Here is a 21,042-nt window from a genome sequence, read left to right on the forward strand (position 1 = left end):
GATGAAACTGGAATACATTCAAAACGAATTGAAGAACCATGTGGGGGACTTTGTACGGACGGAAGCGAAGGAAGCGACCGTCCTCTGGATGCACGAGAAGGGGCTTCCCGCAGCGCGTGAGGTGTCGGCGGCGTACACGGCGGCACTGAAGGAGAGCGCGGAGAAGGAGACAGGATGGTGTAGATTCCGCGACCGCATCTTCCTGCCGCTTGTCATCGACGGGGCGATCTGGGTGACAGGCAAGATGCTTGAGCGCATGACGGTATCCTTGGCAGGGAAATGATGGGCATAAGATCTATTTGATGAGATAGAGTTGGTGTATACAACAGAATCCGCTTGCTAATTCTTCCCACGTGAGTGATGAATGTAATGACCAAAGTACATGAAGGAGGTAGTCACCATGAAGGTCAATTACAACATCCAAAAGGAAGAGCGCAAGGCGATGGTCGGGATCATCAGCAAGGTGCTCGGCGAAAAGCCCGTCTACTGCGGCGCACCGACATTTTCCTACAAGATCGGCGCATTCGAGATCACGAAGGACGGATGTCTTTGCTTCGACGATGCCACCGACGAAGCGACCGTTGCGTGTGTGCGCACGGCACTGCGCGAGGAGGGCTTCATGTCCGAGGATGGGGAGGACGAGGCTTCCTGCGCGGATACAGGGGCAGACGAGTCGATCCTGACGGAAGCGGCAGTGGATGATCTGACACCGGCAGAACCTGCTCCGACAGAGGAAGCGATTGCAGAAGCCGATGAGGACAGCCTTTCGATCAGTCTCCCACGCAGCCTTTTCACCGAGACGGCGCTGCAGAATCTGGACGCACTCCTTCGGAGCAAGGGGCAGCTCATTCGCCATGCCTTCGACATCCGCGAGGCGACCTACACACTGACCGATGATCGCATCACCTTCGCATGGCTGCACGGCACGATCACCGATGAGACGGCAAAGGCATACGCCGAATTCATCAGCAAGCTCTGCCTGATGGCGCGGACACAAAAGCGCGTCACGGCAAAGGAGAAGATTGTGGACAACGAGAAATACGCATTCCGCTGCTTCCTCCTGCGCCTTGGCATGATCGGAAATGCCTACAAAGAGTCGCGCAAGATTCTTCTGCAGAACCTCACGGGCAGCAGCGCCTTTAAGAGCGGACATCGGAAAGGAGATGAGCGCCATGCATTTTCCGAGTAGGGAGCAGATCGCCGCACTTCGAGAGCGATACCCACGCGGGACGAAGGTGGAACTCCTCGGCATGGACGATCCGCAAGCACCACCCAAAGGGACGATAGGCGAGATTCTAGGCGTTGACGATGCGGGACAGCTTCTCGTCCGATGGGCGACAGGCTCCTCGCTCAGTTTGATCCCCGGCGTGGACTCCTTCCGCATCGCAGAGAAAGGCAGTCAGTCATGAACGAGACGATTTTCACGCAGATCATGGACATTCGCGACTCCGAGCGGGTGAATATGTTCGACATTCCCTCCGTGCAGCGGGTGGCATTCGAGAGCGGCTTCTACGAACTGGTCTGCTTCATCGAGGAAGACCGCGCCGCATATATTCGCTTTATCCTCACGGGCGAAGAGTAAGTTTTACGGCTTCTTGCACAGCCTTTCGGGGCTGTGTTTCTCTCGAAAAATAAGTGTGATTTATCGAAAATAAGACTTGCTATATCCTGCGTTTAGAGGCATATATACACATGACGAAGGGAACAACCTACACACAGAAAGCGAGGAACACAAAATGAAAAGTGCAGAAGCAAGATGGCCGAAGACCACCACGATGGAGCACCTTGATGAGATGCGGTTCGGGACGAGCGGCGCGATCCTTCGCTACGGCGAGCAGATCCTTGTCGTCGGAATGGAATGCTGGGGCTTCCACGCAGCCGTCTACGAGATGGTCGAAACGTCGGAGGAGACGGGATTTGCGGACATCGAATGCCGCCTGAACCTCGTCGAAGTCGCCACCGAGCTTTTCGAGGACGGCGGGCACGCGATGGCTTGGTGCATGAAGCGCATCTAAGCCGCGCCAAATAAAAAACAGCCCTTCGGGGCTGCTTCTCGTTTCAGATATTGTGAGTCGCTGAGAGCGGCTCTTTTTTGATGGGGGGTGATTGCTTGCGAAAACTGACGGACTATAAGCCGACGGAGTTCATGGCAGAAAACGCGCACTATGACAAAGCCGCTGCGGACTATGCCGTGGGCTTTATCGAGTGCCTGTGCCATACGAAGGGGACGTGGGCAGGAAAGCCCTTTGAACTCATCGACTGGCAGGAGCGGATCATCCGAGACGTCTTCGGTATCCTCAAGCCGAATGGTTATCGGCAGTTCAACACGGCGTATATCGAGATAGGGAAGAAGAACGGGAAGAGCGAGCTGGCCGCCGCCGTTGCACTTCTCCTTTGTTGCGGCGATGGGGAGGAACGTGCCGAGGTGTATGGCTGTGCCGCTGATCGTCAGCAAGCGAGTATCGTGTTCGAGGTCGCAGCAGATATGGTGCGGATGTGTCCTGCGCTCAGTAAGCGGGTGAAGATCCTTGCCTCACAGAAGCGGATGGTCTATCTGCCGACGAACAGCTTCTATCAGGTGCTTTCGGCAGAAGCATATTCAAAGCACGGCTTCAACATTCACGGTGTTGTATTCGACGAACTTCACACACAGCCGAACCGCAAGCTCTTTGACGTTATGACGAAAGGCTCCGGCGATGCGCGTATGCAGCCGCTTTACTTCCTCATCACTACGGCGGGGACGGATACGCAGTCCATCTGCTATGAGACGCATCAGAAAGCGAAGGACATTCTCGAAGGGAGAAAGATCGACCCGACCTTCTATCCCGTGATCTACGGAGCGAAGGAGGATGAGGACTGGACAGACCCCGAGGTCTGGAAGCGGTCGAATCCGTCCCTCGGTATCACGGTCGGCATCGACAAGGTACAGGCGGCTTGCGATTCCGCACGGCAGAATCCCGCCGAGGAGAACAGTTTCCGTCAGTTGCGTCTGAATCAATGGGTGAAACAGTCCGTGCGGTGGATGCCGATGGACAAGTGGGATGCGTGCGCTCTGCCTGTGGATGCGGAATCCTTGGAGGGGTGCGTCTGCTACGGCGGATTAGACCTTTCCTCCACGATGGATATTACGGCATTTGTCCTCGTGTTTCCTCCGACCGAGGAGGATGAGCCGTTTGCCGTGCTTCCGTACTTCTGGATTCCCGAGGAGAACATTGACCTTCGCGTGCGCCGCGATCATGTACCGTATGACGTGTGGGAGAAGCAGGGCTTTCTCATGACCACCGAGGGGAATGTTGTGCATTACGGATTTATCGAGACGTTCATCGAGAAACTGGGCGAGAAGTACAACGTCCGCGAGATTGCCTTTGACCGATGGGGCGCGGTGCAGATGGTGCAGAATCTTGAGGGGATGGGATTCACCGTTGTTCCGTTCGGGCAGGGATTCAAGGATATGAGCCCGCCGACGAAGGAGTTGATGAAGCTGACGCTGGAAAAGAAAATAGCGCACGGCGGGCATCCCGTCATGCGCTGGATGGCAGACAACATCTTCATTCGCACCGATCCTGCGGGCAACATCAAGGCAGACAAGGAGAAGTCCACAGAGAAGATCGACGGCGTGATTGCGCTCATCATGGCTCTGGATCGTGCGATTCGCTGTGGGAATGATACCTCCGCATCTGTCTATGACGAGCGAGGAATCTTGCTGCTGTGATTCGGGGTCTGAATCAGAGTGCGGCAACTTGGAGTTTCAGTCCAAGCGGCTGCATGAGTTTGAGCAAGGTGTCGATTTTTGGTGTCGTTTTGAAAGATTCGATACGTGCAACGGAGGATTGCGGCAGACCGCAACGCTGCGCAAGCGTTCTTTGGCTGATGCCAAGGGCGGTGCGCCGCTCAATCATCGAAGAAACAATAGCTGCAATTTCTTCAATCTCCTCCATACTTCGACGGCTCTCTGCGTCAATGGATTTTACATGATTCTTGTAATCTTCCCATGTTTTCATTTTCCTCGCTCCTTTTGCTGACGAAGGTAATCGGTTCGTGCTTCTTTTGCACGGGCTAGTTCGCGCGGCGGTGTCTTCATACTTTTCTTCCGAAAGTGGTGCAGCAGAACATATTGACCGTCTGCGTAATAGAAGTAGAAGATCCGGTTGTTTCCGGGGCGAAGTTCCCATATATCATCTTCCAGATATTTTGTGATCTTACTCGGTAATCTCGTTCCGTTGCGTGCCAAAAGATCGATGTAAAAGATGATCTGATCATATTGAATCCGCGCATCTTTGTTCGTCTTGCTTTTTTCACGTAACTCCTCGAGAAAATTCCATACGTCGGATGTCCCGTTTCTTTTCTCGTAGAACTCAATTCGATACATATTATACTCCCTCTTAAAGACACTTTGATGATAGCATAAAAGCTATCATTGTGCAAGGAGAATAACATATGAACCTATTCAGCAAACTCTTTCGTTCGCGGGACAAGCCTACGAATCATCTCGGCGGCTTGTCCTTTTTGTTTGGGCAGACGGCGGCGGGCAAGGCGGTCAACGAACGTACTGCAATGCAGATGACGGCAGTCTATGCCTGTGTCCGTATTCTTGCCGAATCCATCGCAGGGCTGCCCCTTCATGTTTACGCATACAAAGGGCAGGGCAAAGAACGTGTACCGGAGCATCCGCTGTATTTCCTGCTCCACGATGCGCCGAATCCTGAGATGACGAGTTTCGTATTCCGCGAGACTCTCATGGCACATCTCCTTCTGTGGGGAAATGCTTATGCCCAGATACTTCGAGATGGCAGAGGGCGTGTCCTTGGTCTCTATCCGCTGCTCCCGGACAAGATGGAGGTCGGTCGTGACAGCCGCACGGGGGAACTCTACTACACCTACACGAGAAGCACGGAGGAGAATCCGAACTTCAAAGATAAGGGGCAGATTCGTTTGCGACGCGAGGATGTCCTCCACATTCCGGGACTCGGCTTCGATGGTCTGGTCGGCTACAGTCCCATCGCTATGGCAAAGAACGCCATCGGCATTGCCCTTGCGACAGAGGAGTACGGCGCGGCATTCTTCAGGAACGGTGCGCGTCCGGGCGGCGTGCTTGAGCATCCGGGTGTTCTGAAAGACCCGTCAAAGCTCCGTGAGAGTTGGCACGCCGTTTACGGCGGCACGATGAACACGGGCAGGATCGCCGTCCTCGAGGAAGGTGTAAAGTATCAGCAGATTGCCATACCGCCCGAAGAGGCGCAGTTCCTAGAGACGAGGAAGTTCCAGATCGACGAGATTGCACGGCTTTACCGTGTGCCGCCGCATATGGTCGGGGATTTGGAGAAGTCCAGCTTCTCGAATATCGAGCAGCAGTCGCTTGAGTTCGTCAAATACACTTTGAATCCGTGGGTCATGCGATGGGAGCAGTCGCTGCAGAAAGCACTGCTGACGGACAAGGAGCGGAAGGATTACTTCATTCGCTTCAACGTGGACGGTCTTCTGCGCGGGGACTACAAGAGCCGCATGGAGGGATATGCCATCGGGCGGCAGAACGGATGGCTCTCCGCGAACGACATCCGCAGGCTTGAGGACATGAATCCCATCGAAGCGGAGGAGGGCGGCGATCTCTATCTCATCAACGGGAACATGACAAAACTGAGGGACGCAGGTTTATTCGCCAACAAGAAAGGAGAGGGCGATGAAACGTAAATTTTGGAACTGGGGGCGGAACGAGGGAGAGAAGCGAATCTTGCTTCTGGACGGTGAAATCTCAGATGAAACATGGTGGGGCGATGAAGTCACACCTCAGATGTTTCGATCTGAGCTTCACGCCGCCGAGGGAGATATTGACCTCTGGATCAACTCACCAGGCGGGGACTGCTATGCGGCGGCACAGATCTACAATATGCTCATGGAGTATAAGGGAAATGTCACCGTTAAGATTGACGGGATTGCCGCTTCCGCCGCATCCGTCGTCGCAATGGCAGGAACGACCGTTGAGATTTCTCCCTTGGGGATGTTGATGATCCATAATCCCATGACCGTCTCCATCGGTGATACACATGAGATGGAGCGGACGATCACGTTCCTTGCCGAGATCAAGGAGAGTATCATCAACGCCTACGAGATCAAGACGGGGCTGTCCCGTGCGAAGATTTCACGGCTGATGGATGCCGAGACGTGGATGAATGCAAAGAAAGCCGTGGAGCTTGGATTTGCGGATTCCGTTCTCTATACGGACGTTCAGCGTCCTGTGACAGACACGGCAGACGGACTGATCTTCTCCCGTGCCGCTGTCACGAACTCCCTGCTCTCGAAATTCGGGCAGGGAACACACAATGTCGATGCAGAGCCGTTTAAGAAGCGGCTCTTTTCTATTTCACATTAACGGAGGGACAAGAACATGGATAAGATCATGGCAATGCGCGAGAAGCGTGCAGAAATGTGGGAACAGGCAAAGCAGTTTCTGGATTCTCACGAAAAGGATGGGCATCTCACAGCCGAAGATGCCAAGGCGTATGAGCAGATGGAGAACGAGGTGCTCGCGCTCGGCAAGGACATTGAGCGCATGGAGCGTCAGGCGATTCTCGATGCACAGCTTGCAAAGCCCGTGACGGCGGCAATCACCAACATTCCGGGGGCTGCGCTCAATGCGGAAAAGACGGGACGGGCAAGCGAGGCATATCGTGCAGCAATGCTCAAGGCACTTCGCACGAACTTTCGGCAGGTGGAGAACGTCCTGCAGGAAGGCGTGGATGCAAACGGCGGCTATCTCGTTCCCGCGGAATACGATCAGCGTCTGATCGACGTTCTAGATGAGGAGAACGTCCTGCGTCCGCTTGCGACGGTCATCACAACGAGCGGGGAGCACAAGATCAACATCGCCGCCACGAAACCTGCGGCATCGTGGATTGAGGAAGGCGCACCTCTTACCTTTGGGGACGCGACCTTCGACCAGATCGTCCTCGACGCGCACAAGCTGCACGTTGCGGTCAAGGTGACGGAGGAACTTCTCTATGACAACGCCTTCAACCTTGAGAACTACCTCATCGAGCAGTTCGGCAAGGCACTCGGCAACGCAGAGGAGGACGCATTCCTGAGTGGCGATGGGACGCACAAGCCCAAGGGTCTTCTCGTGTTGGCAAAGACATCCGTCACCACGGCAGGTGCCGACATCAAGGCGGACGAACTCGTGACACTCGTCTACAGCCTCAAGCGTCCCTACCGCAAGAATGCGGCGTTCATCGTCAACGACCAGACGCTTGCAAGCATCCGAAAGCTCAAGGATGCGAATGGCGCATACTTCTGGCAGCCGTCCTACCAGATGGGCGAACCCGACCGTCTGCTCGGCTATCCCGTGTACTCTTCGGCATATATGCCTGCTGTCGAGGCGGGCAAGACCGTCATTGCATTCGGCGATTACTCCTACTACAACATCGGCGACCGTGGGACACGTTCCCTGCAGGAACTGAAGGAGCTGTTCGCAGGCAACGGCATGGTCGGCTACGTCATGAAGGAGCGTGTGGACGGCAAGCTCGTTCTTGAGGAAGCGGTGCAGACACTCAAGATGAAGGGCTGATTTATGTTTTGCGGCAAAGAGGGGAGGTGGTTCTATGCTTGTGCCGCTTGCAGCAGTGAAACAATATCTGCGAATTGACGGGGATGAGGAGGATGACCTTCTCACGCACTTTACGGAAACGGCAGAACAAATCTGTACAGCGTTACTGCGCGTGAAGAAGCTGTCCAAGGTCGAAGATCAGGCGATTGTGCGCGTTGCAATTCTCTATGCCGTGTCCTATCTCTACGAACACCGAGAGGAAGCGGATCACAGAGGGCTTGCGCTGACGCTGCGCTCGCTCCTCTTTGGTGTGCGGAAGGAGGTCTTTTAGATGAAGGTGTCTATGAGCGAACTGCGTCACCGAATTTCTATCCTGCGCCCCGTGACGGATACGGATGATGAGGGGAATATCCGCTCATCGTCGGTGCAGGAGATTTCAAAGGCGTGGGCGCTTGTTCTGCCCTTTGCCGCGAAAATCTCCGACGGGTACGCTGAAAAGGTGCAGGAGGTGGATTACCGCATCGTCATTCGTTACCGTGCGGATGTGCGCGTGACGGATCGTATCCGTTGGGGAGATAAAACGCTCACGCCGATTGCGCCGCCGTATCCACTCAGCGGGAAGAAGCGATGGCTCGTTCTGGAATGCAGGGAGTTGGTGGAAGATGGCTAGATATAGAGGTTTCGTCTCTGCCGAGAAGGTCCTTTCGGAACTCGGCGCGGAGGCGACGGCTGCGGCAAAGGAAGCCCTCGCACACGGCGCAGACGATGTGGTTGCAGAGGCAAAGAACCGCTGTCCCGTCTATGCAGGGACGGATAAGCGCGTGGTCAAAGGTGCGTTGCGGGACTCCATCCACAAACGTCTCCGCAGGAAGGACGGCTCCGTTTGGAGGATCGCAGCAGATGCAGAATCGCAGGATGGCGTTCCCTACGGTGTGCTTGTCGAGTTCAGCCCGCGCATCAACAAGCCGTTTCTCTATCCCGCGCTCGACGCCAAGAAGGACGGGATCCGTTCTGCTATCGTCGATGCCGTAAGGTCTGCCATTCGGAGGAGAGGGAAATGACTACGGCACGGATGGTGTATCAGGCACTTGTACGCTCAAAGGAGCTGACGCAGCTTCTCGCACATGGGAGAAAGGGCATCTACCACGGGCGCAGTCCCGATGCGGGAACGTATCCGGTCATTGTCTATTCCGTGATCTCGGATGTGCCCGTGCTTTCGGCAGACGGCGCGGAACTGGAACGGCGTGTGACAGTGCGTATCCACATTCTGACGAAGGACGGACGGTTTCGGGAAATCCATAAAGCCGTAAAAAGTGTGCTCCTGCCGCTCGGCTTTGTACGGGCGCAGACGCAGGAGTTCTTTGAGAAGGATATTTTCGTTGAGATTACAGATTACAGAACAGCAGTGGAGGGAGAATAAAATGCCAAGTCCAACACCAATAGCAAAGCCCGCCGCGAATCTTACGAGCGGGCAGTTCATCAACATCCAGAAACTTCATATCGCAAAGATGCTCACCGATGTGGCAGGAGGGGCGGCGACCTACGAAGCTCCGATTCCGCTCGGAAAACTTCTGCGCAAGGTGGACATCAAGCCGCAGACGAATCAGGCGGAGCTTTTTGCCGACGGGCAGTCCGTGGATACGGCATCCAATACCGCATCTTACGACCTTACCTTCGACACTGCCGCATTGCCGCTCGAATATACGGCTTACCTTCTGGGGCACAGTATCGAGAACGGCGTGATGAAGGCGAGCAAGGACGATGTCGCTCCGTACTTCGCCGTCCTCTTCCAGTCGGATAAGAGGAACGGGAAGAAACGCTTCACTAAATTCTACAAAGTCCAATTCACGGAACCCTCCGAGAGCGGCAACTCGAAGCAGGAGAGCATCCAGTTCGACACGCCGACGCTGACGGCAAAGGCGATCTACCGACTCTCGGACGGGCTGTCCTACGCCAAGGCGGACGAGGAGGCGGCGGGCTTTGCCGCTGAGACGGGGACGAAGTGGTACGAGCAGGTCTGAGGGAGGTTACGATGGATACACCGATACTGCATATTGCGGGCAGGGAGATCGTGCCGAATCCTCCGAAGATGAAGGTCTGGCGCGAGTTCCTTGCTTTTTTTGATGCAGAGAAACAGGACATGGATCTTGAGGACTTTCTGGACGAGCACGTCCGTCTAATCGTTCTCGGATTCGGACGTGATGATGTCACAAAAGAAGTCATCGACGAAAATGTGGATGTCGCGGATATCGTACCACTGACACGCGCACTATTCCGTTGGATTCAGTCGCTGACCTTTTCCAAACTGGTGAACCTCCCAAACGAGGAGACGGGGAAAGAGGTGTAGTTCTTTCTCCGTACCAGCATTTACTGCGCTACTACGAGCGGCTCCAGTCCGCCTACGGGTGGACAATGCAGGAAATCGACGAGCATGAGGTTTCATTTTTACTCGATCAGCTTGTCGTGACGGCACTTTGCGAACAGCAGGAATCCGCACGCTTTATTGACGACGTGATGTAGGGAGGGAGATGGAGTGGCAAAGCGCGGACAGAAGATTGATGAACTCTATCTCGACATCGGTCTCAATATTGCACAGCTGCAGCTGGACTTTGACACGGCGGGCAAGACCGTCTCGGATTCCATCGCACGACTGAACAGCAAGGCAAACAACATCCATCTGAAACTGGATGCCGATCTTGCCAAACTCGACGGTGTGGGTACGGAACTTGACAAGATCAAGGTGCGCCATCAGGCGATCAATCGCGAACTGGACATTCAGCGGCAGAAGGAACAGATTCTTGCCGCCGTTTTGCAGTCTGCGAAAAAGAATGATGGTGTGGACAGTGCCGCCTATCGCCGTGCGGAGAGCAATCTCCTGCGTCAGCAACGAACCGTCGCACAGACCGAAGCCGAGGTGCGGAAACTGAATGCACGGCTCAAAGAGAGCGCCGTCCTCTCCGGCACGCTCGGTGGGCGCATCTCAGCGGGCATGACGGCGGCACAGGCGGGTGTCAAGAATCTAACGAGCGGATTCAACGTCCTCTCCGCAAAGATGGCCGCAGTTATGGCTGTTGCGGCAACAGGTGCAGGACTATTCAACATTACAAAAGACGCGATGCTTGCGGGTGAGAACGTCTACAAGCTGACGCAACGACTTCACGTCTCTGCGGGGGAAGCCGCTGAACTGGGGCGTATGTTTCAGCTTGCGGATACGGACATCAAGAGCGTCATACCGCTGATCGCTCGTCTTGACAAACAGGTATCTGCTGCGGGGGAGAGCGGCAACGATACCACACACGCCCTATCGCGCTTCGGGATCGCACTCAAAGATAAGCAAGGGAATCTCCTGCCTCTGAATGAGCAGCTGGCGCAGCTTGCCAAGGGCTACAAAACCGCAAGCGAAGCGGGCATGGAGGAGGCGTATACCGCAGAAGTCCTTGGTGCGCGTGGTGCGGCACTCATCCCCATTCTCGAACAGTATGACGATCTGATGACGATTTCATCTCGCGTCAAGACCACAGGTCTGCTCGACCCCGCACAGGCGCACGAGACGTATCTCAAATGGCGTGCGATGGAGATGGAAGCGGGGCAGCTGAAACTTGCCCTCGGTGCTGCGCTCCTTCCTGTCGCCGAGGAACTCATGCCAGAGATCAATGATGGGTTTGAATCTCTCGTTGAAACGATCCGTGACAATAAGGACGAGATCAAGGACGCCGTCCTCGGTTGGGGCGAAGCACTCAAGACCGTCGCGGAGCTTGCGGGCTTTGTCGGCGAGCAGATTCACAAGGTCAATGAACACGCAGAAGCAAATTCATGGCTCATGAAGAATCACCCCGTGGCATCTCCGCTGATTGCTGTTCCGTTCCTCGGCGGCAGCGTTCTCGATGCTCTCTACGGGGACGAATACAAGCAATACCAAGAACAGCAGAAGATTGCAAAAGAGAAAGCGGCGGCAGAGGAGAAGGCACGTGCCGAAGCGGAGAAGAACGCCAAGGCACAGGAGCAGAATGCCAAAGCTGCGGTGATCCGTGCGGCGGCTGAGAAAGATGCTGCAAAGACGGTCAGTGAATCCGCAAAAGCGACCGCACAGCTGACGGACAGCTTATATACACTGACACACACGGACATCCAGAACAGCCTGCACGCTCTGGATCGTGAATCCTTCGAGTTCTTCCAGAAGGGCGCCGATCCGCACCTCATCGACGAATACCGTCTGGCAAAGGAAGCGAAAATCTATGCCGACTTTCAGCGGGACGTTGTGGACAAGGCGGATGCGCTTTACAAGACCGACCTGCAGAACAAGCTGGACTCCATCGCTCGTGAAGCCGATGCCTTTCACCAGAAGGGCTTGGATGAGGTACAGACGCAGAACTGGCTCAGTGAGAGCAAAGCGCGAGTGATGGAGCAGTGGGGGCGTGACGTTGCTTCCAATATTGACTCCATCTGGAAAACCGAACTTGAAAACCGTCTTGCGGAGATTGAGCGTGAGAAGGAAGCGTGGGTACAGAAGGGACTGGATGAGGTTGAGGCGACACGGTGGGCAGAGAAGGAAAAACTCGATGCCAAGCGTAACGCTGCTCTGGAAGTCCTGCGCTCCCAGAAGGAGGAGCTGAAGGTATTCAAGGAGTCCGGGCAAGTCGGGCTGATGGAGTATCTTCGCAAGAAGAATAAATTTACGGCAGAGGATCTGGGGCTGACACCGGCACTGCTTCAACAGTTCCAGTCCGGGCGCAAATGGGCGATGGAGAATCTCCTGCCGAATTTTGCTCCCGAGAAGCGTGAAGACAGTTCCCGCATCCGTGTCAATGGGCAGGAGTTCTCATACTCGGAAATGATGGCAGGATTGGGGCAACAGGCGCATATTGTTTCAAGTGGGGGACAGAATTCCCCTCCCTCACGGGCTGATACTCAGACATCGCCATCCATGACGGACAATCGACAGATCCACATACAGGTGCAAATCGAGAACGCCGTCACGGAGGACAACGAGGGGATGCGTATGCTCGCCGATCACGTCGCCGACCGTATCCGTCCCGCTGTTGAAAATGCCCTTGGAGGTGATTCCAATTCATATTCACATTGGTGAGGTGCGGACATTATCCGTTGAAAACTGGCAGACCATTCCCGACGACCGTCAACAGCTTTTGGAAATTGTCGGCGGAGCGGTCGTGCAGGATTTCGGGCATATTGCAGAGGGCGACCGCATTTCCTGCGCCGTTGTTGTGACTGCCGCCGATTGGGAGAAAATCAAGGGCTACTGGGACAGCCGTACAATGGTGTCCGTAACGGACGAGGGCGGGAACATCCTGCCCTCTATGCGTGTTGTGGTGAAATCCTACGAGTATATGGCGCATTTCCCGAAGGTATATAAACTGTCTCTGGAATTTTGGAGGGTGTGACAATGGCAGAACTGCTGCATATCTATATGAACAATCCGACCGTGGGCGGCAAGGACGGGACGGAGGTCAGCTCCGGCACGGAACTTGCGCCCATCTCCGTCCTGCTCGATGCGGGCAAGGGCGAGCAGAACGCCGTCAAATGTGCCGTGCGGTGCGAGAGCGGCTTCCACATCGACGGGGAACTGACGATCAAGTTTGTCGGTGCTCATGCGAACAAGTGGAAGATCGCTCTGCATAACGGATACACTGCCGAAACGGTATTGGAGTCCGCCGAGTGGAAAGACAGTATCTCATTATCCAATGTTGCTGATAAGAATACGATTTTCTGGGTCAAGGCACTCAGCAGTGCAGATGAACAGCCGCAGCAGGATACGAGCGTAGACATTCAGGCAGAGGGGCTGCTTGTGTCGGACTGAGGAGGTTTGTATGGCGTTCAAATACATCAATCCGGGCTATGCGGAGCTGCTCTCAGTTGGTGGTGGCACGACGGTAACAGGGGAGCAGTACAGCAAAACAGGCATATCCTTCTGGCAGCCGACCAGTGACAAAGGGCTGACGATTTCAGAATTCCCTGCAGAGCTTTACGGGAAACTGGATCTGTACTTCAAAGCACCGGAGAATGCAGACCGTGCCAAACTTACCCTTGCAATTGGTGGCTACATCATCGTTAGCGCGGAAACGTCCTGGAGCAGGTGGCGCATGAAGGGAAACAACAATAACGATACCATTGCAACTTCCGACAGCATTCGTGTAAATGCAGTCAATACCTTGTGGTTTCATGTCAAACCGGGGCAGAACAATGACGGTATCTTTCGGGCAATCCTGAACGAACGTGAGGTTTATAACAAGCAGGACTGCTCTTTTTGGTACGCCTACAGTTCCAGTGAAAAGACCATAACGCTTTACAGCAGAACAGAGGACGTCCTTATCTCAAATCTCATCCTCTCGGATGAAGAGATCAGCCCACGGGAGCAGGTCATCATGCTGCCTGTAAAGGCAACACAGACGAACATGATCGACTGTGGGGACGGGAATTATGAGGCGACGGCTGCGAATCAGGAGATTCTGCAATCTGTGGATGTTGCCGCCCTATCCACGCAGTACGGAGTGGATTCGCGTGTGACGGGGATTTCTCTTATCGGAAATCCTGCCTACCGCACGGCAGAAGGACTGTGCGCTTTGACGGCGATTGAAAAGAGCGGAGGGACTGTCACGGAACACGGTAGACATATCGCCGAACAGAATCCAACATCAGTTGTGATGGACACGCGCACTGTCTCCATGACGATTGAAGAACTCACGGGGCGGCAGTTCGGATGGAGAGCGGGAACATGAGCATCAAGCTGAAACCCGCCGTCTGCATCGCATGGCTGCCGTTCGGGCGCGTTCACCTAAAACCAGTCATATACGCCACGGTGATTCCCGTATTCCGTCAGCCCGTGCAGGTGAGCGGAGATACGTCGCGCCGTCTCAACACATCCATCGCCATGCGTGCAGATACCCTGCGTGACATTCGGATCGTCAAGAAAATCACGGTAACGGGCGACACCGAGCGGCGCGTTGGTCACTGTGGTACAGTTCTCGTAGATACGAAGCGGACTCTCGTCAAGCAGTCACGGATTCTTGCAGACACGAAAATCGAGATTCCTCATACGCTTACCTACGCAGAGTTCAAGGAGCGGGGGATTCGCTCCTTCTCCGTGACACTCGGCGAGCTTACGCTTTCCGACAATATCCAACTCGAAACCGTCCAGCCGCTTTCCATCGGCGACAGCGTTCAGGGGCGCGTGTTGGATTATGCCTTCCGTTTTCTCGTGGAGGAAACGAGTCAGCGTGGCATCGTGCAGTCCGTCAAGGGAACGTACAGTAAGGACACGCTCCTCTACACGTCCGTCCATATCTACGTCGAGCGGGCGAAGGTGTCGCGCTATGCTGCGGAGATCGCGGCGGCACTTGGGCTTCGGCTGCATCGTCTGACCGATGATTTCACGCCGTCGCAGAACTTTGAGGGCAGCGGCATGACCTACCATGATTTTATCTCCGCACTGTTCGGATGGACGGCAAAACTGCCGCAGCGGCAGATCAATGTGTTCATACGGGGCGACACGCTCCATATCATTCAGCGCGGGATGGAGGAATCCGTTGTCGACATCACGCACTGGCCGCACGCGCAGCCGACTATCGAACGGAAACTCGTGCGCTCTGTCTGGCACAGCGCGAATAACAATCTTGAAAGTGGAGCGCACAACGAGGAGGATACTGCACCTATCCCTTTCACTGGCACGATTTCATTCAAAGAGATCAGCCGCACTTACTATAATGGTTTCCTCGTTCGCGAGACAAATGAGAACGGCTACAGCACCTATTCCTATGACGGGGAGTATCTTGCCGAAAAACGCACACACAATGTGGACGGCTCGACAAGCCGCACGGATTACGCATACGCCTCCACAGGGCGTGACGTGTATCTCTTCAAGGAGTGGGAGCGTACCACCGAGGCGGTCAATGACGGGAAGAAACACACAGAATACGATTGGGAGGACTGGAACAGAGAGAAGGGCACGGAGCGCATCACCTATCATGCACCGCTCGGTTATGGATGGTACGCAACCACGGTTTATGTCGATGGCGCATTGGAGGGGAGTAGTTTGTCGCAGGGAAAGCCCGGCGGCAAGGCGAGTCAGTTCACGATAGAGCAGTCGAACCTCAGTCTCGGCGCACAGTACAGGGGAAATGGGGAACTCCCATATTCCTCGCTCATCGACACAGAATTTCCCGTTGTGGGTACGGAGTATTTACGGGCACTGACGCGGGAAATCGAATGGCTGAACCGCAGGACACAGGAGACTGTTACGGTGGAGATTCGCGCACGGATTCGTTGCGGCGTTTCCGACATTGACCACGTCGTCGATTTTACCGAGCGCATCCGATTCGAGGGACATGAGTATTTCTTGCAGTCAAACACAGTGGAACTCACGCCGCGCCTTTTGCGGCAGACAATCAAGATGGTGAGGTGGTACGGATGAATGGCATTCTTGGACTTGCGGCAGCAATACGGGCGGGGATAAAGAACGCACGGACGGGTGAATCACAGGCACAGCGCGGCAGGATTCAGAATGGACGTGTTCATATCGGCGAGCGGTCGTATCCATTTCGTGCGGCAGTGGACTGCAATACGTCAGACGGCAGTCTAGTGTGGGTACAGATTTCAAAGGGCGGTATCGCCGTTATCGTGGGAGCGTGATGTGTATGCACAGGGCGATGGTGAAAGCTGTGCGCGGGAATAAGGTGCTTGCTGACGGATCGTGGCTTACCTGCATAGGGAATCGAACGGTTCGTGAGGGAGAGTGGGTCTGGACGGACGGTCGCTGCGTCTACGGGCATGAATCCGAGGGCGGCAACAGCTACATTCCGACGAATGTCCTTTCCGGCATACCGCTCCTCCAAATAAAGTGGAAGGATCAAAAAAACCAGATGCTCCATTCGTACTATGCAAAAGGAAAAATTCATCCGCTCGGCTTTTCCAAAGAGGATATATGGATGGTCAACAGCAATCGCTACTTCGCGTATGTTACAGGCTATGGAATGCTCGATGCCGAAATGGATGAGCAAGGGAATCTTTATACCCTCGAAGCTGTGAATGTTCTCGTGTTCCCGCTCATTGGGGCAGATCAGCGTGACAGTGTTCTCTCTGTCAAACGCAACGGAGAGATTATTGCCGCATACGATCTTGTGCAGATGTTTGGTGCTCCCGCCGTATCCGGTCCCACTGACCTCTATAGCTGTCAAACAGAAGGCGGGCGGGTGGATAAAGCTGGGAACTTCAAAGTGATGATATGGCACTCCATATCAGAGCATGGGGGAGACGGAAGCCATGTCAGCACCGACCGTTATGTGTTCTTCGACGGTCAGAACATGGAACCTTGGATGGAGAAAACCAAAACAACGTCAAAAGACTCTGTTACAGGGGAATCCCATACTTCGGAAAGCAGATGGAGCGCACAGGATTACAGTGTCCGCTATCCGCTCCATGACGGAATGTATATGCGCTTTCCCGCAAATCTGGATTACCTTATCTCCGGGAAAAAGTATATTTCAAAGATTTACAGTGCAAAGGACGAGCTGCTCATGGAACTGGAAACGAATCCGACTGCCCGCACAAGTCTCTGCCCTCTGGGGCAGGGGAAATGCCTGGTCAGCACGGGATCGCCCTTATATTTATGGGAAGACGGTCAGCTTACGGAACTGATGCGCGGATGCTACAACTACCGTCTGCGCAGGATGAGCAATCTCAATAAATGGAAAAAGGCAGGAGGGGTCTGATATGGATCAGATTTTGACAATACGTCTGTATGCGGCGGGCATTGGCATCGTGGTCGGTGAGTTCCTTGGCAGCTTCGACGATCTGCTCTATGCCCTCGTTGTGTTTGTGGCAACGGACTACATCACGGGAGTTCTCCGTGCGATTGTGGAAAAGAAACTGTCCAGTGCGATAGGCTTCAAGGGGATCTGCAAGAAGGTCTGCATCTTTACCCTTGTGGGCGTGGCGAATGTCCTCGATACCCACATCATCGGGAGCGGATGCGTCCTGCGCTCTGCCGTAATCTTCTTCTACATCTCGAATGAGGGGATCTCGATCATCGAGAACGCAGCACGGATGGGGCTTCCCGTCCCACAGAAATTGCAGGACATGATGCACAGCCTTAAAAATCAGTAGGATACATAACAACTTCAACGCCCGGCGAATTATCGTCGGGTTATTTTTTTGCCCGAAAAGGTGACCACAAGAGACGTTTTTGTCTGCTGTACCATGAAGGGAGATGGAATGAAATGACGAGGGAAGAAGGCATACGGGAAATGACGTATCAGATGGTAATGCGTGCTTCATGGAAAATGCTTCAGAGCGGGCTTTTGTCAGAGGACGAGTATCTTGCGTTTGAAGCGAAAATGCGCGAGAAATATCGTCCCGTCATCGGGCTTCTATTTTCAGATATTGACTTGCTATCGTGCGGATAGTACGGGAATATGGGAGTGGAAAGGAGGGATTGCCTTGAAGATTCATAAGCTCAAACCTCAAAATACCACGCTCAAGCCGAAGCTGCGTGTGGCGGCATACGCCCGTGTTTCTGTGGATACGCTTCACCACTCTCTTGCGGCGCAGGTCAGTCACTACAGCACTCTCATCCAGAAGAATCCCACATGGGAATACGCCGGCGTGTACGCAGATGAAGGTATCACAGGCACGAGTACCACGCATCGGACGGAGTTCAAGCGGCTCATTGCGGACTGCGATGCCGGGAAGATTGATCTGGTACTCGTCAAAAGCATCAGCCGTTTTGCCCGTGACACCGTGGATTGCCTTCATACCGTCCGACAGTTGAAAGAGAAGGGGATCGCCGTCCGCTTCGAGCGCGAGAACATTGATTCCACATCCGAAGACGGAGAACTCCTCTTGACGCTGCTCGCATCTTTTGCACAGGAAGAGAGCAGAAGCATCGGCGACAACATTCGGTGGGGCGTGCGGCGACGGTTCGCAGAGGGGATTCCGAACGGGCATAAAGCACCGTACGGCTACCAATGGGACGGTGAGATGTTTCGCATTATCCCTGCTGAGGGCAAGATCGTCAAGGAAATTTACCGCAGATACCTTGCCGGGGAATCTGCCTACGCCATCGCGAAGAGTCTCGCGGGACGTGGAATCACGGGGCGGCAGGGGAGACCAATCGAGCAGACCACAGTAAAGGATATTCTCTCCAACATCTCCTATACGGGCACGATGGCACTGCAGAAGAACTACATCAACGAGGGTCGTGTCCGCAAACGGAATAAAGGTGAACTTCCAATGTATCTTGTGGATGGAGTGTTCGAGCCTCTAGTGTCAAAGGCAGATTTCGACAAGGCACAGGAGATGCGAAAACTGAGGGCCGAACGGGCTGTGAATCGGAATCCTGTTCTTCTTCCATTTTCCGGAATGGTGAAATGCGGATGCTGCGGAGGCGGCTTCAGCAGAAGAACTGCAGGGAAGTACAGACGATGGGGCTGCAACACAAGAGAGCGGAAAGGCAGAGAATCCTGTGACAGTCGTCCGATCAAGGAGGAGGAGCTTGTGGCTGCGGTCAGAGCCGTCATGGAGAAGAACAATTTCGATGCCACAGAACTCAGACGCAAAGTCTCAAAAATTGTGATTCACGCTGATTGCGTAGAGTTTCACCTAACAAATGGCCGCATAAAAAAGACTGCCCGCATCTATAACGGGCAGCGCGGCAGCAATCCCTTCACCAACAAAGTGTACTGCGCCTCCTGCGGCAGCAAATGTGAGCGTGACACTTGGACGAAGGGAAATAAGGTGTGGGCGTGCAGTCAGCCACGCACAAAATGCCAACTGAGAAGATTGCCCGAATCCGAGCTAAGGGACGCTGCGGCATCCTTCTTCGGCGACTCCTGCGAAGGGCAGATTGTGCAGAACGTCGAGCGGATCACCATATCCGACGATGAGGTCATATTTCAACTCAAAGAAGGAGGCGCATACCGATGGCAAAGACAGTAAGAGTCATCCCAGCAAGCCCTAAAATCTTTCGTTCTGAGGTTACGGCAGAACCAAGGCAGCGCAGAACGGCGGGGTATGCCAGAGTTTCGACCGATCATGAAGAACAGGCTTCCAGTTACGAAATGCAGATGGCGCATTACAAGAACTACATCGAAAGCCGTGCAGACTGGGATTTCGTCGGCATGTATTCGGACGAGGGAATCAGCGGCACCAACACAAAGAAGCGTGACGGCTTCAACCAGATGATCGAGGATGCCCTTGCAGGCAAGATTGATCTTATCATTACAAAGTCCGTCAGCCGTTTTGCGCGGAACACTGTGGATTCGCTGCAGAACGTCCGAAAGCTCAAGGAAAACGGCGTAGAGATTTACTTTGAAAAAGAGAACATCTGGACGTTCGACACACGCGGAGAACTCCTTATAACGATTATGTCCAGCCTGGCTCAGGAGGAGAGCCGCAGCATCTCGGAAAACACCACATGGGGCAAGCGCAAGCAGTTCGCCGAGGGCAAGACCAGTGTGGGCTACAGCGCGTTTCTCGGCTATGACAAGGATTTCAAAATCAACGAGGAACAGGCGAAAGTGGTCAAGCTCATCTACAAACTCTTCCTTGGCGGGCGATCCTTCTATGCGATTACCAAGGAACTGGAGAAGCGCGGCCTCAAATCCCCATCGGGAAAGGACAAGTGGTACATTTCCACAGTGCGCTCCATCCTCACCAACGAGAAGTATCGTGGCGATGCGCTGATCCAGAAAGAGTATACGGCGGACTTCCTCGATAAGACGAGACGGAAGAATACGGGTGAGATTCCGCAGTATTATGTGGAGGAACATCACGAGGCGATTATCCCGCCGGACTTGTTCGATTTTGTGCAGACAGAAATTAAGGCGCGGGAAAACGGCAGTAAGCACAGCAGCGTGAGCATCTTCTCGAACAAAATCAAATGCGGCTGCTGCGGAGGTTGGTATGGCGCGAAGGTCTGGCACTCGACCGACAAATACCGCAGAGTCATCTATCGCTGCAACAAGAAATATGCCCACAAAGGGAAACCGTGCAGCACGAGGCATCTCACAGAAGAGGAAATCAAACGAATTTTTGTCAAGGCTCTGAACTCCTTGGTAGAAGTCAAAGAGAATGTGATTGTGGAACTTCGGTCTCTGATTGACGGCATTTGCCGGACGGAGGAACTGATCGAGGAACACGATAGGGCAGAGCAGGAACTTCGTGTTTTGACAGAACAGCTAGAAAACCTGATTCGTGAGAATGCACGGGTGGCACAAGATCAGACGGCGTATTTGAAGCAGGAAAATGAGATTCGTAGACTCTATGTGGAAAAGCAGGGGCATCTGGCGAGTTTGGACGAGCGAATTGCCGAGAGGGAGAGTAAGAGAAACAACTTGGAGGGCATGATTCAAGCGGTATGTGGTATCGACGGGGAGCAGGTTGCGTTTGATGAGGAGCTATGGGGCGGGCTGCTCGATCACATTGAGGTCAAGAAGGATGGCGAGGTGGTCGTTGTTTTCAAGGGCGGGATTGAGATTGGTGTTGGAGAATAACTT

Annotated in this window: 28 protein-coding genes; 26 read left to right on the forward strand and 2 right to left on the reverse strand. The window is 54.1% G+C overall.

The genetic code is table 11. The annotated features are described in order from the left end of the window. The first annotated feature begins 1 nt into the window (after position 1). The 6 genes from HMPREF1147_RS06130 (at position 2) to HMPREF1147_RS06155 (ending at position 3,712) form a co-directional block, all read left to right on the forward strand. Positions 2 to 283, forward strand: a complete 282-nt coding sequence (locus HMPREF1147_RS06130; RefSeq protein ID WP_009658153.1) for a hypothetical protein — start codon at positions 2 to 4, stop codon at positions 281 to 283. A gap of 117 nt (positions 284 to 400) precedes the next feature. Beyond that, entirely contained in the window at positions 401 to 1,189 is a 789-nt protein-coding gene (locus HMPREF1147_RS06135) for a hypothetical protein (protein WP_009658169.1), read from the forward strand. Then, positions 1,173 to 1,409 carry a DUF4314 domain-containing protein gene (locus HMPREF1147_RS06140; RefSeq protein WP_009658202.1) on the forward strand — a complete coding sequence of 79 codons (237 nt, stop codon included), beginning with the start codon at positions 1,173 to 1,175 and terminating at the stop codon, positions 1,407 to 1,409. The genes HMPREF1147_RS06135 and HMPREF1147_RS06140 overlap by 17 nt, the downstream gene beginning before the upstream one ends. Then, on the forward strand, positions 1,406 to 1,582 hold the full coding sequence (locus HMPREF1147_RS06145) for a DUF5049 domain-containing protein (protein WP_009658181.1): 177 nt from the start codon (positions 1,406 to 1,408) through the stop codon (positions 1,580 to 1,582). The genes HMPREF1147_RS06140 and HMPREF1147_RS06145 overlap by 4 nt, the downstream gene beginning before the upstream one ends. 154 nt (positions 1,583 to 1,736) lie before the next feature. After that, the gene (locus tag HMPREF1147_RS06150) at positions 1,737 to 2,015 is read left to right on the forward strand and encodes a hypothetical protein (protein WP_037351259.1); all 279 of its coding nucleotides are present in this window, start codon (positions 1,737 to 1,739) and stop codon (positions 2,013 to 2,015) included. 95 nt (positions 2,016 to 2,110) lie between these two features. Continuing rightward, a complete protein-coding gene (locus tag HMPREF1147_RS06155) occupies positions 2,111 to 3,712 on the forward strand; it encodes a terminase large subunit (protein WP_009658143.1) in 1,602 nt (533 codons plus the stop codon). A 13-nt stretch (positions 3,713 to 3,725) separates the two neighbouring features. Here the strand turns inward: HMPREF1147_RS06155 and HMPREF1147_RS06160 are convergent, their stop codons facing one another. Continuing rightward, positions 3,726 to 4,001 (reverse strand): helix-turn-helix domain-containing protein, encoded by a 276-nt coding sequence (locus HMPREF1147_RS06160; RefSeq protein ID WP_009439101.1) that lies wholly within the window; start codon positions 3,999 to 4,001, stop codon positions 3,726 to 3,728. Then, on the reverse strand, positions 3,998 to 4,369 hold the full coding sequence (locus HMPREF1147_RS06165; protein WP_009658190.1) for a type II toxin-antitoxin system RelE/ParE family toxin: 372 nt from the start codon (positions 4,367 to 4,369) through the stop codon (positions 3,998 to 4,000). The genes HMPREF1147_RS06160 and HMPREF1147_RS06165 overlap by 4 nt, the downstream gene beginning before the upstream one ends. A 68-nt stretch (positions 4,370 to 4,437) precedes the next feature. Between HMPREF1147_RS06165 and HMPREF1147_RS06170 the strand changes: the two genes are divergently transcribed. The 20 genes from HMPREF1147_RS06170 (at position 4,438) to HMPREF1147_RS06265 (ending at position 21,039) form a co-directional block, all read left to right on the forward strand. Then, positions 4,438 to 5,688 (forward strand): phage portal protein, encoded by a 1,251-nt coding sequence (locus HMPREF1147_RS06170; protein WP_009658192.1) that lies wholly within the window; start codon positions 4,438 to 4,440, stop codon positions 5,686 to 5,688. Then, on the forward strand, positions 5,678 to 6,367 hold the full coding sequence (locus tag HMPREF1147_RS06175; protein ID WP_009658193.1) for a head maturation protease, ClpP-related: 690 nt from the start codon (positions 5,678 to 5,680) through the stop codon (positions 6,365 to 6,367). Before HMPREF1147_RS06170 ends, HMPREF1147_RS06175 begins: the two co-directional genes overlap by 11 nt. Positions 6,368 to 6,382: 15 nt before the next feature. Beyond that, positions 6,383 to 7,558, forward strand: coding sequence for a phage major capsid protein (locus HMPREF1147_RS06180; protein ID WP_009658174.1), 1,176 nt, complete (start codon positions 6,383 to 6,385; stop codon positions 7,556 to 7,558). A 34-nt stretch (positions 7,559 to 7,592) separates the two neighbouring features. Next, a complete protein-coding gene (locus HMPREF1147_RS06185; protein ID WP_006306686.1) occupies positions 7,593 to 7,868 on the forward strand; it encodes a head-tail connector protein in 276 nt (91 codons plus the stop codon). Then, positions 7,869 to 8,207, forward strand: coding sequence for a phage head closure protein (locus HMPREF1147_RS06190; protein WP_009658150.1), 339 nt, complete (start codon positions 7,869 to 7,871; stop codon positions 8,205 to 8,207). Further along, positions 8,200 to 8,598: an HK97 gp10 family phage protein gene (locus tag HMPREF1147_RS06195; protein WP_009658205.1), complete on the forward strand. Its 399-nt coding sequence runs from the start codon at positions 8,200 to 8,202 to the stop codon at positions 8,596 to 8,598. The genes HMPREF1147_RS06190 and HMPREF1147_RS06195 overlap by 8 nt, the downstream gene beginning before the upstream one ends. Then, positions 8,595 to 8,957, forward strand: coding sequence for a DUF3168 domain-containing protein (locus tag HMPREF1147_RS06200; protein ID WP_009658131.1), 363 nt, complete (start codon positions 8,595 to 8,597; stop codon positions 8,955 to 8,957). Before HMPREF1147_RS06195 ends, HMPREF1147_RS06200 begins: the two co-directional genes overlap by 4 nt. A gap of 1 nt (position 8,958) precedes the next feature. Then, positions 8,959 to 9,558, forward strand: coding sequence for a major tail protein (locus HMPREF1147_RS06205; protein WP_009658135.1), 600 nt, complete (start codon positions 8,959 to 8,961; stop codon positions 9,556 to 9,558). 11 nt (positions 9,559 to 9,569) lie between these two features. Then, positions 9,570 to 9,884 (forward strand): hypothetical protein, encoded by a 315-nt coding sequence (locus HMPREF1147_RS06210; RefSeq protein ID WP_009658203.1) that lies wholly within the window; start codon positions 9,570 to 9,572, stop codon positions 9,882 to 9,884. 186 nt (positions 9,885 to 10,070) lie between these two features. Then, on the forward strand, positions 10,071 to 12,623 hold the full coding sequence (locus tag HMPREF1147_RS06215; protein ID WP_009658161.1) for a hypothetical protein: 2,553 nt from the start codon (positions 10,071 to 10,073) through the stop codon (positions 12,621 to 12,623). Next, entirely contained in the window at positions 12,595 to 12,936 is a 342-nt protein-coding gene (locus HMPREF1147_RS06220) for a phosphoribosylformylglycinamidine cyclo-ligase (protein WP_369791742.1), read from the forward strand. Before HMPREF1147_RS06215 ends, HMPREF1147_RS06220 begins: the two co-directional genes overlap by 29 nt. Positions 12,937 to 12,938: 2 nt before the next feature. Further along, entirely contained in the window at positions 12,939 to 13,352 is a 414-nt protein-coding gene (locus HMPREF1147_RS06225) for a hypothetical protein (protein ID WP_009658172.1), read from the forward strand. A 10-nt stretch (positions 13,353 to 13,362) separates the two neighbouring features. Continuing rightward, a complete protein-coding gene (locus HMPREF1147_RS06230) occupies positions 13,363 to 14,271 on the forward strand; it encodes a hypothetical protein (RefSeq protein ID WP_009658134.1) in 909 nt (302 codons plus the stop codon). Further along, complete coding sequence (locus HMPREF1147_RS06235) at positions 14,268 to 15,962, forward strand: hypothetical protein (protein ID WP_009658127.1); 1,695 nt, start codon at positions 14,268 to 14,270, stop codon at positions 15,960 to 15,962. Before HMPREF1147_RS06230 ends, HMPREF1147_RS06235 begins: the two co-directional genes overlap by 4 nt. Continuing rightward, positions 15,959 to 16,180, forward strand: a complete 222-nt coding sequence (locus HMPREF1147_RS06240) for a hypothetical protein (RefSeq protein ID WP_009658156.1) — start codon at positions 15,959 to 15,961, stop codon at positions 16,178 to 16,180. Before HMPREF1147_RS06235 ends, HMPREF1147_RS06240 begins: the two co-directional genes overlap by 4 nt. A 5-nt stretch (positions 16,181 to 16,185) precedes the next feature. Next, the gene (locus HMPREF1147_RS06245) at positions 16,186 to 17,259 is read left to right on the forward strand and encodes a hypothetical protein (protein WP_009658195.1); all 1,074 of its coding nucleotides are present in this window, start codon (positions 16,186 to 16,188) and stop codon (positions 17,257 to 17,259) included. 1 nt (position 17,260) lies between these two features. Then, positions 17,261 to 17,653, forward strand: coding sequence for a holin family protein (locus HMPREF1147_RS06250; protein ID WP_009658142.1), 393 nt, complete (start codon positions 17,261 to 17,263; stop codon positions 17,651 to 17,653). Positions 17,654 to 17,811: 158 nt separating this feature from the next. After that, a complete protein-coding gene (locus HMPREF1147_RS12410) occupies positions 17,812 to 17,952 on the forward strand; it encodes an SHOCT domain-containing protein (protein ID WP_315005647.1) in 141 nt (46 codons plus the stop codon). 34 nt (positions 17,953 to 17,986) lie between these two features. Beyond that, positions 17,987 to 19,483 carry a recombinase family protein gene (locus tag HMPREF1147_RS06260; protein ID WP_009658139.1) on the forward strand — a complete coding sequence of 499 codons (1,497 nt, stop codon included), beginning with the start codon at positions 17,987 to 17,989 and terminating at the stop codon, positions 19,481 to 19,483. Further along, entirely contained in the window at positions 19,468 to 21,039 is a 1,572-nt protein-coding gene (locus tag HMPREF1147_RS06265; protein ID WP_037351261.1) for a recombinase family protein, read from the forward strand. Before HMPREF1147_RS06260 ends, HMPREF1147_RS06265 begins: the two co-directional genes overlap by 16 nt. The last annotated feature ends 3 nt before the right edge of the window (positions 21,040 to 21,042 follow it).

It is taken from the genome of Selenomonas sp. FOBRC9 (genome assembly GCF_000287655.1).
Classification (GTDB): Bacteria; Bacillota; Negativicutes; order Selenomonadales; family Selenomonadaceae; genus Centipeda; species Centipeda artemidis.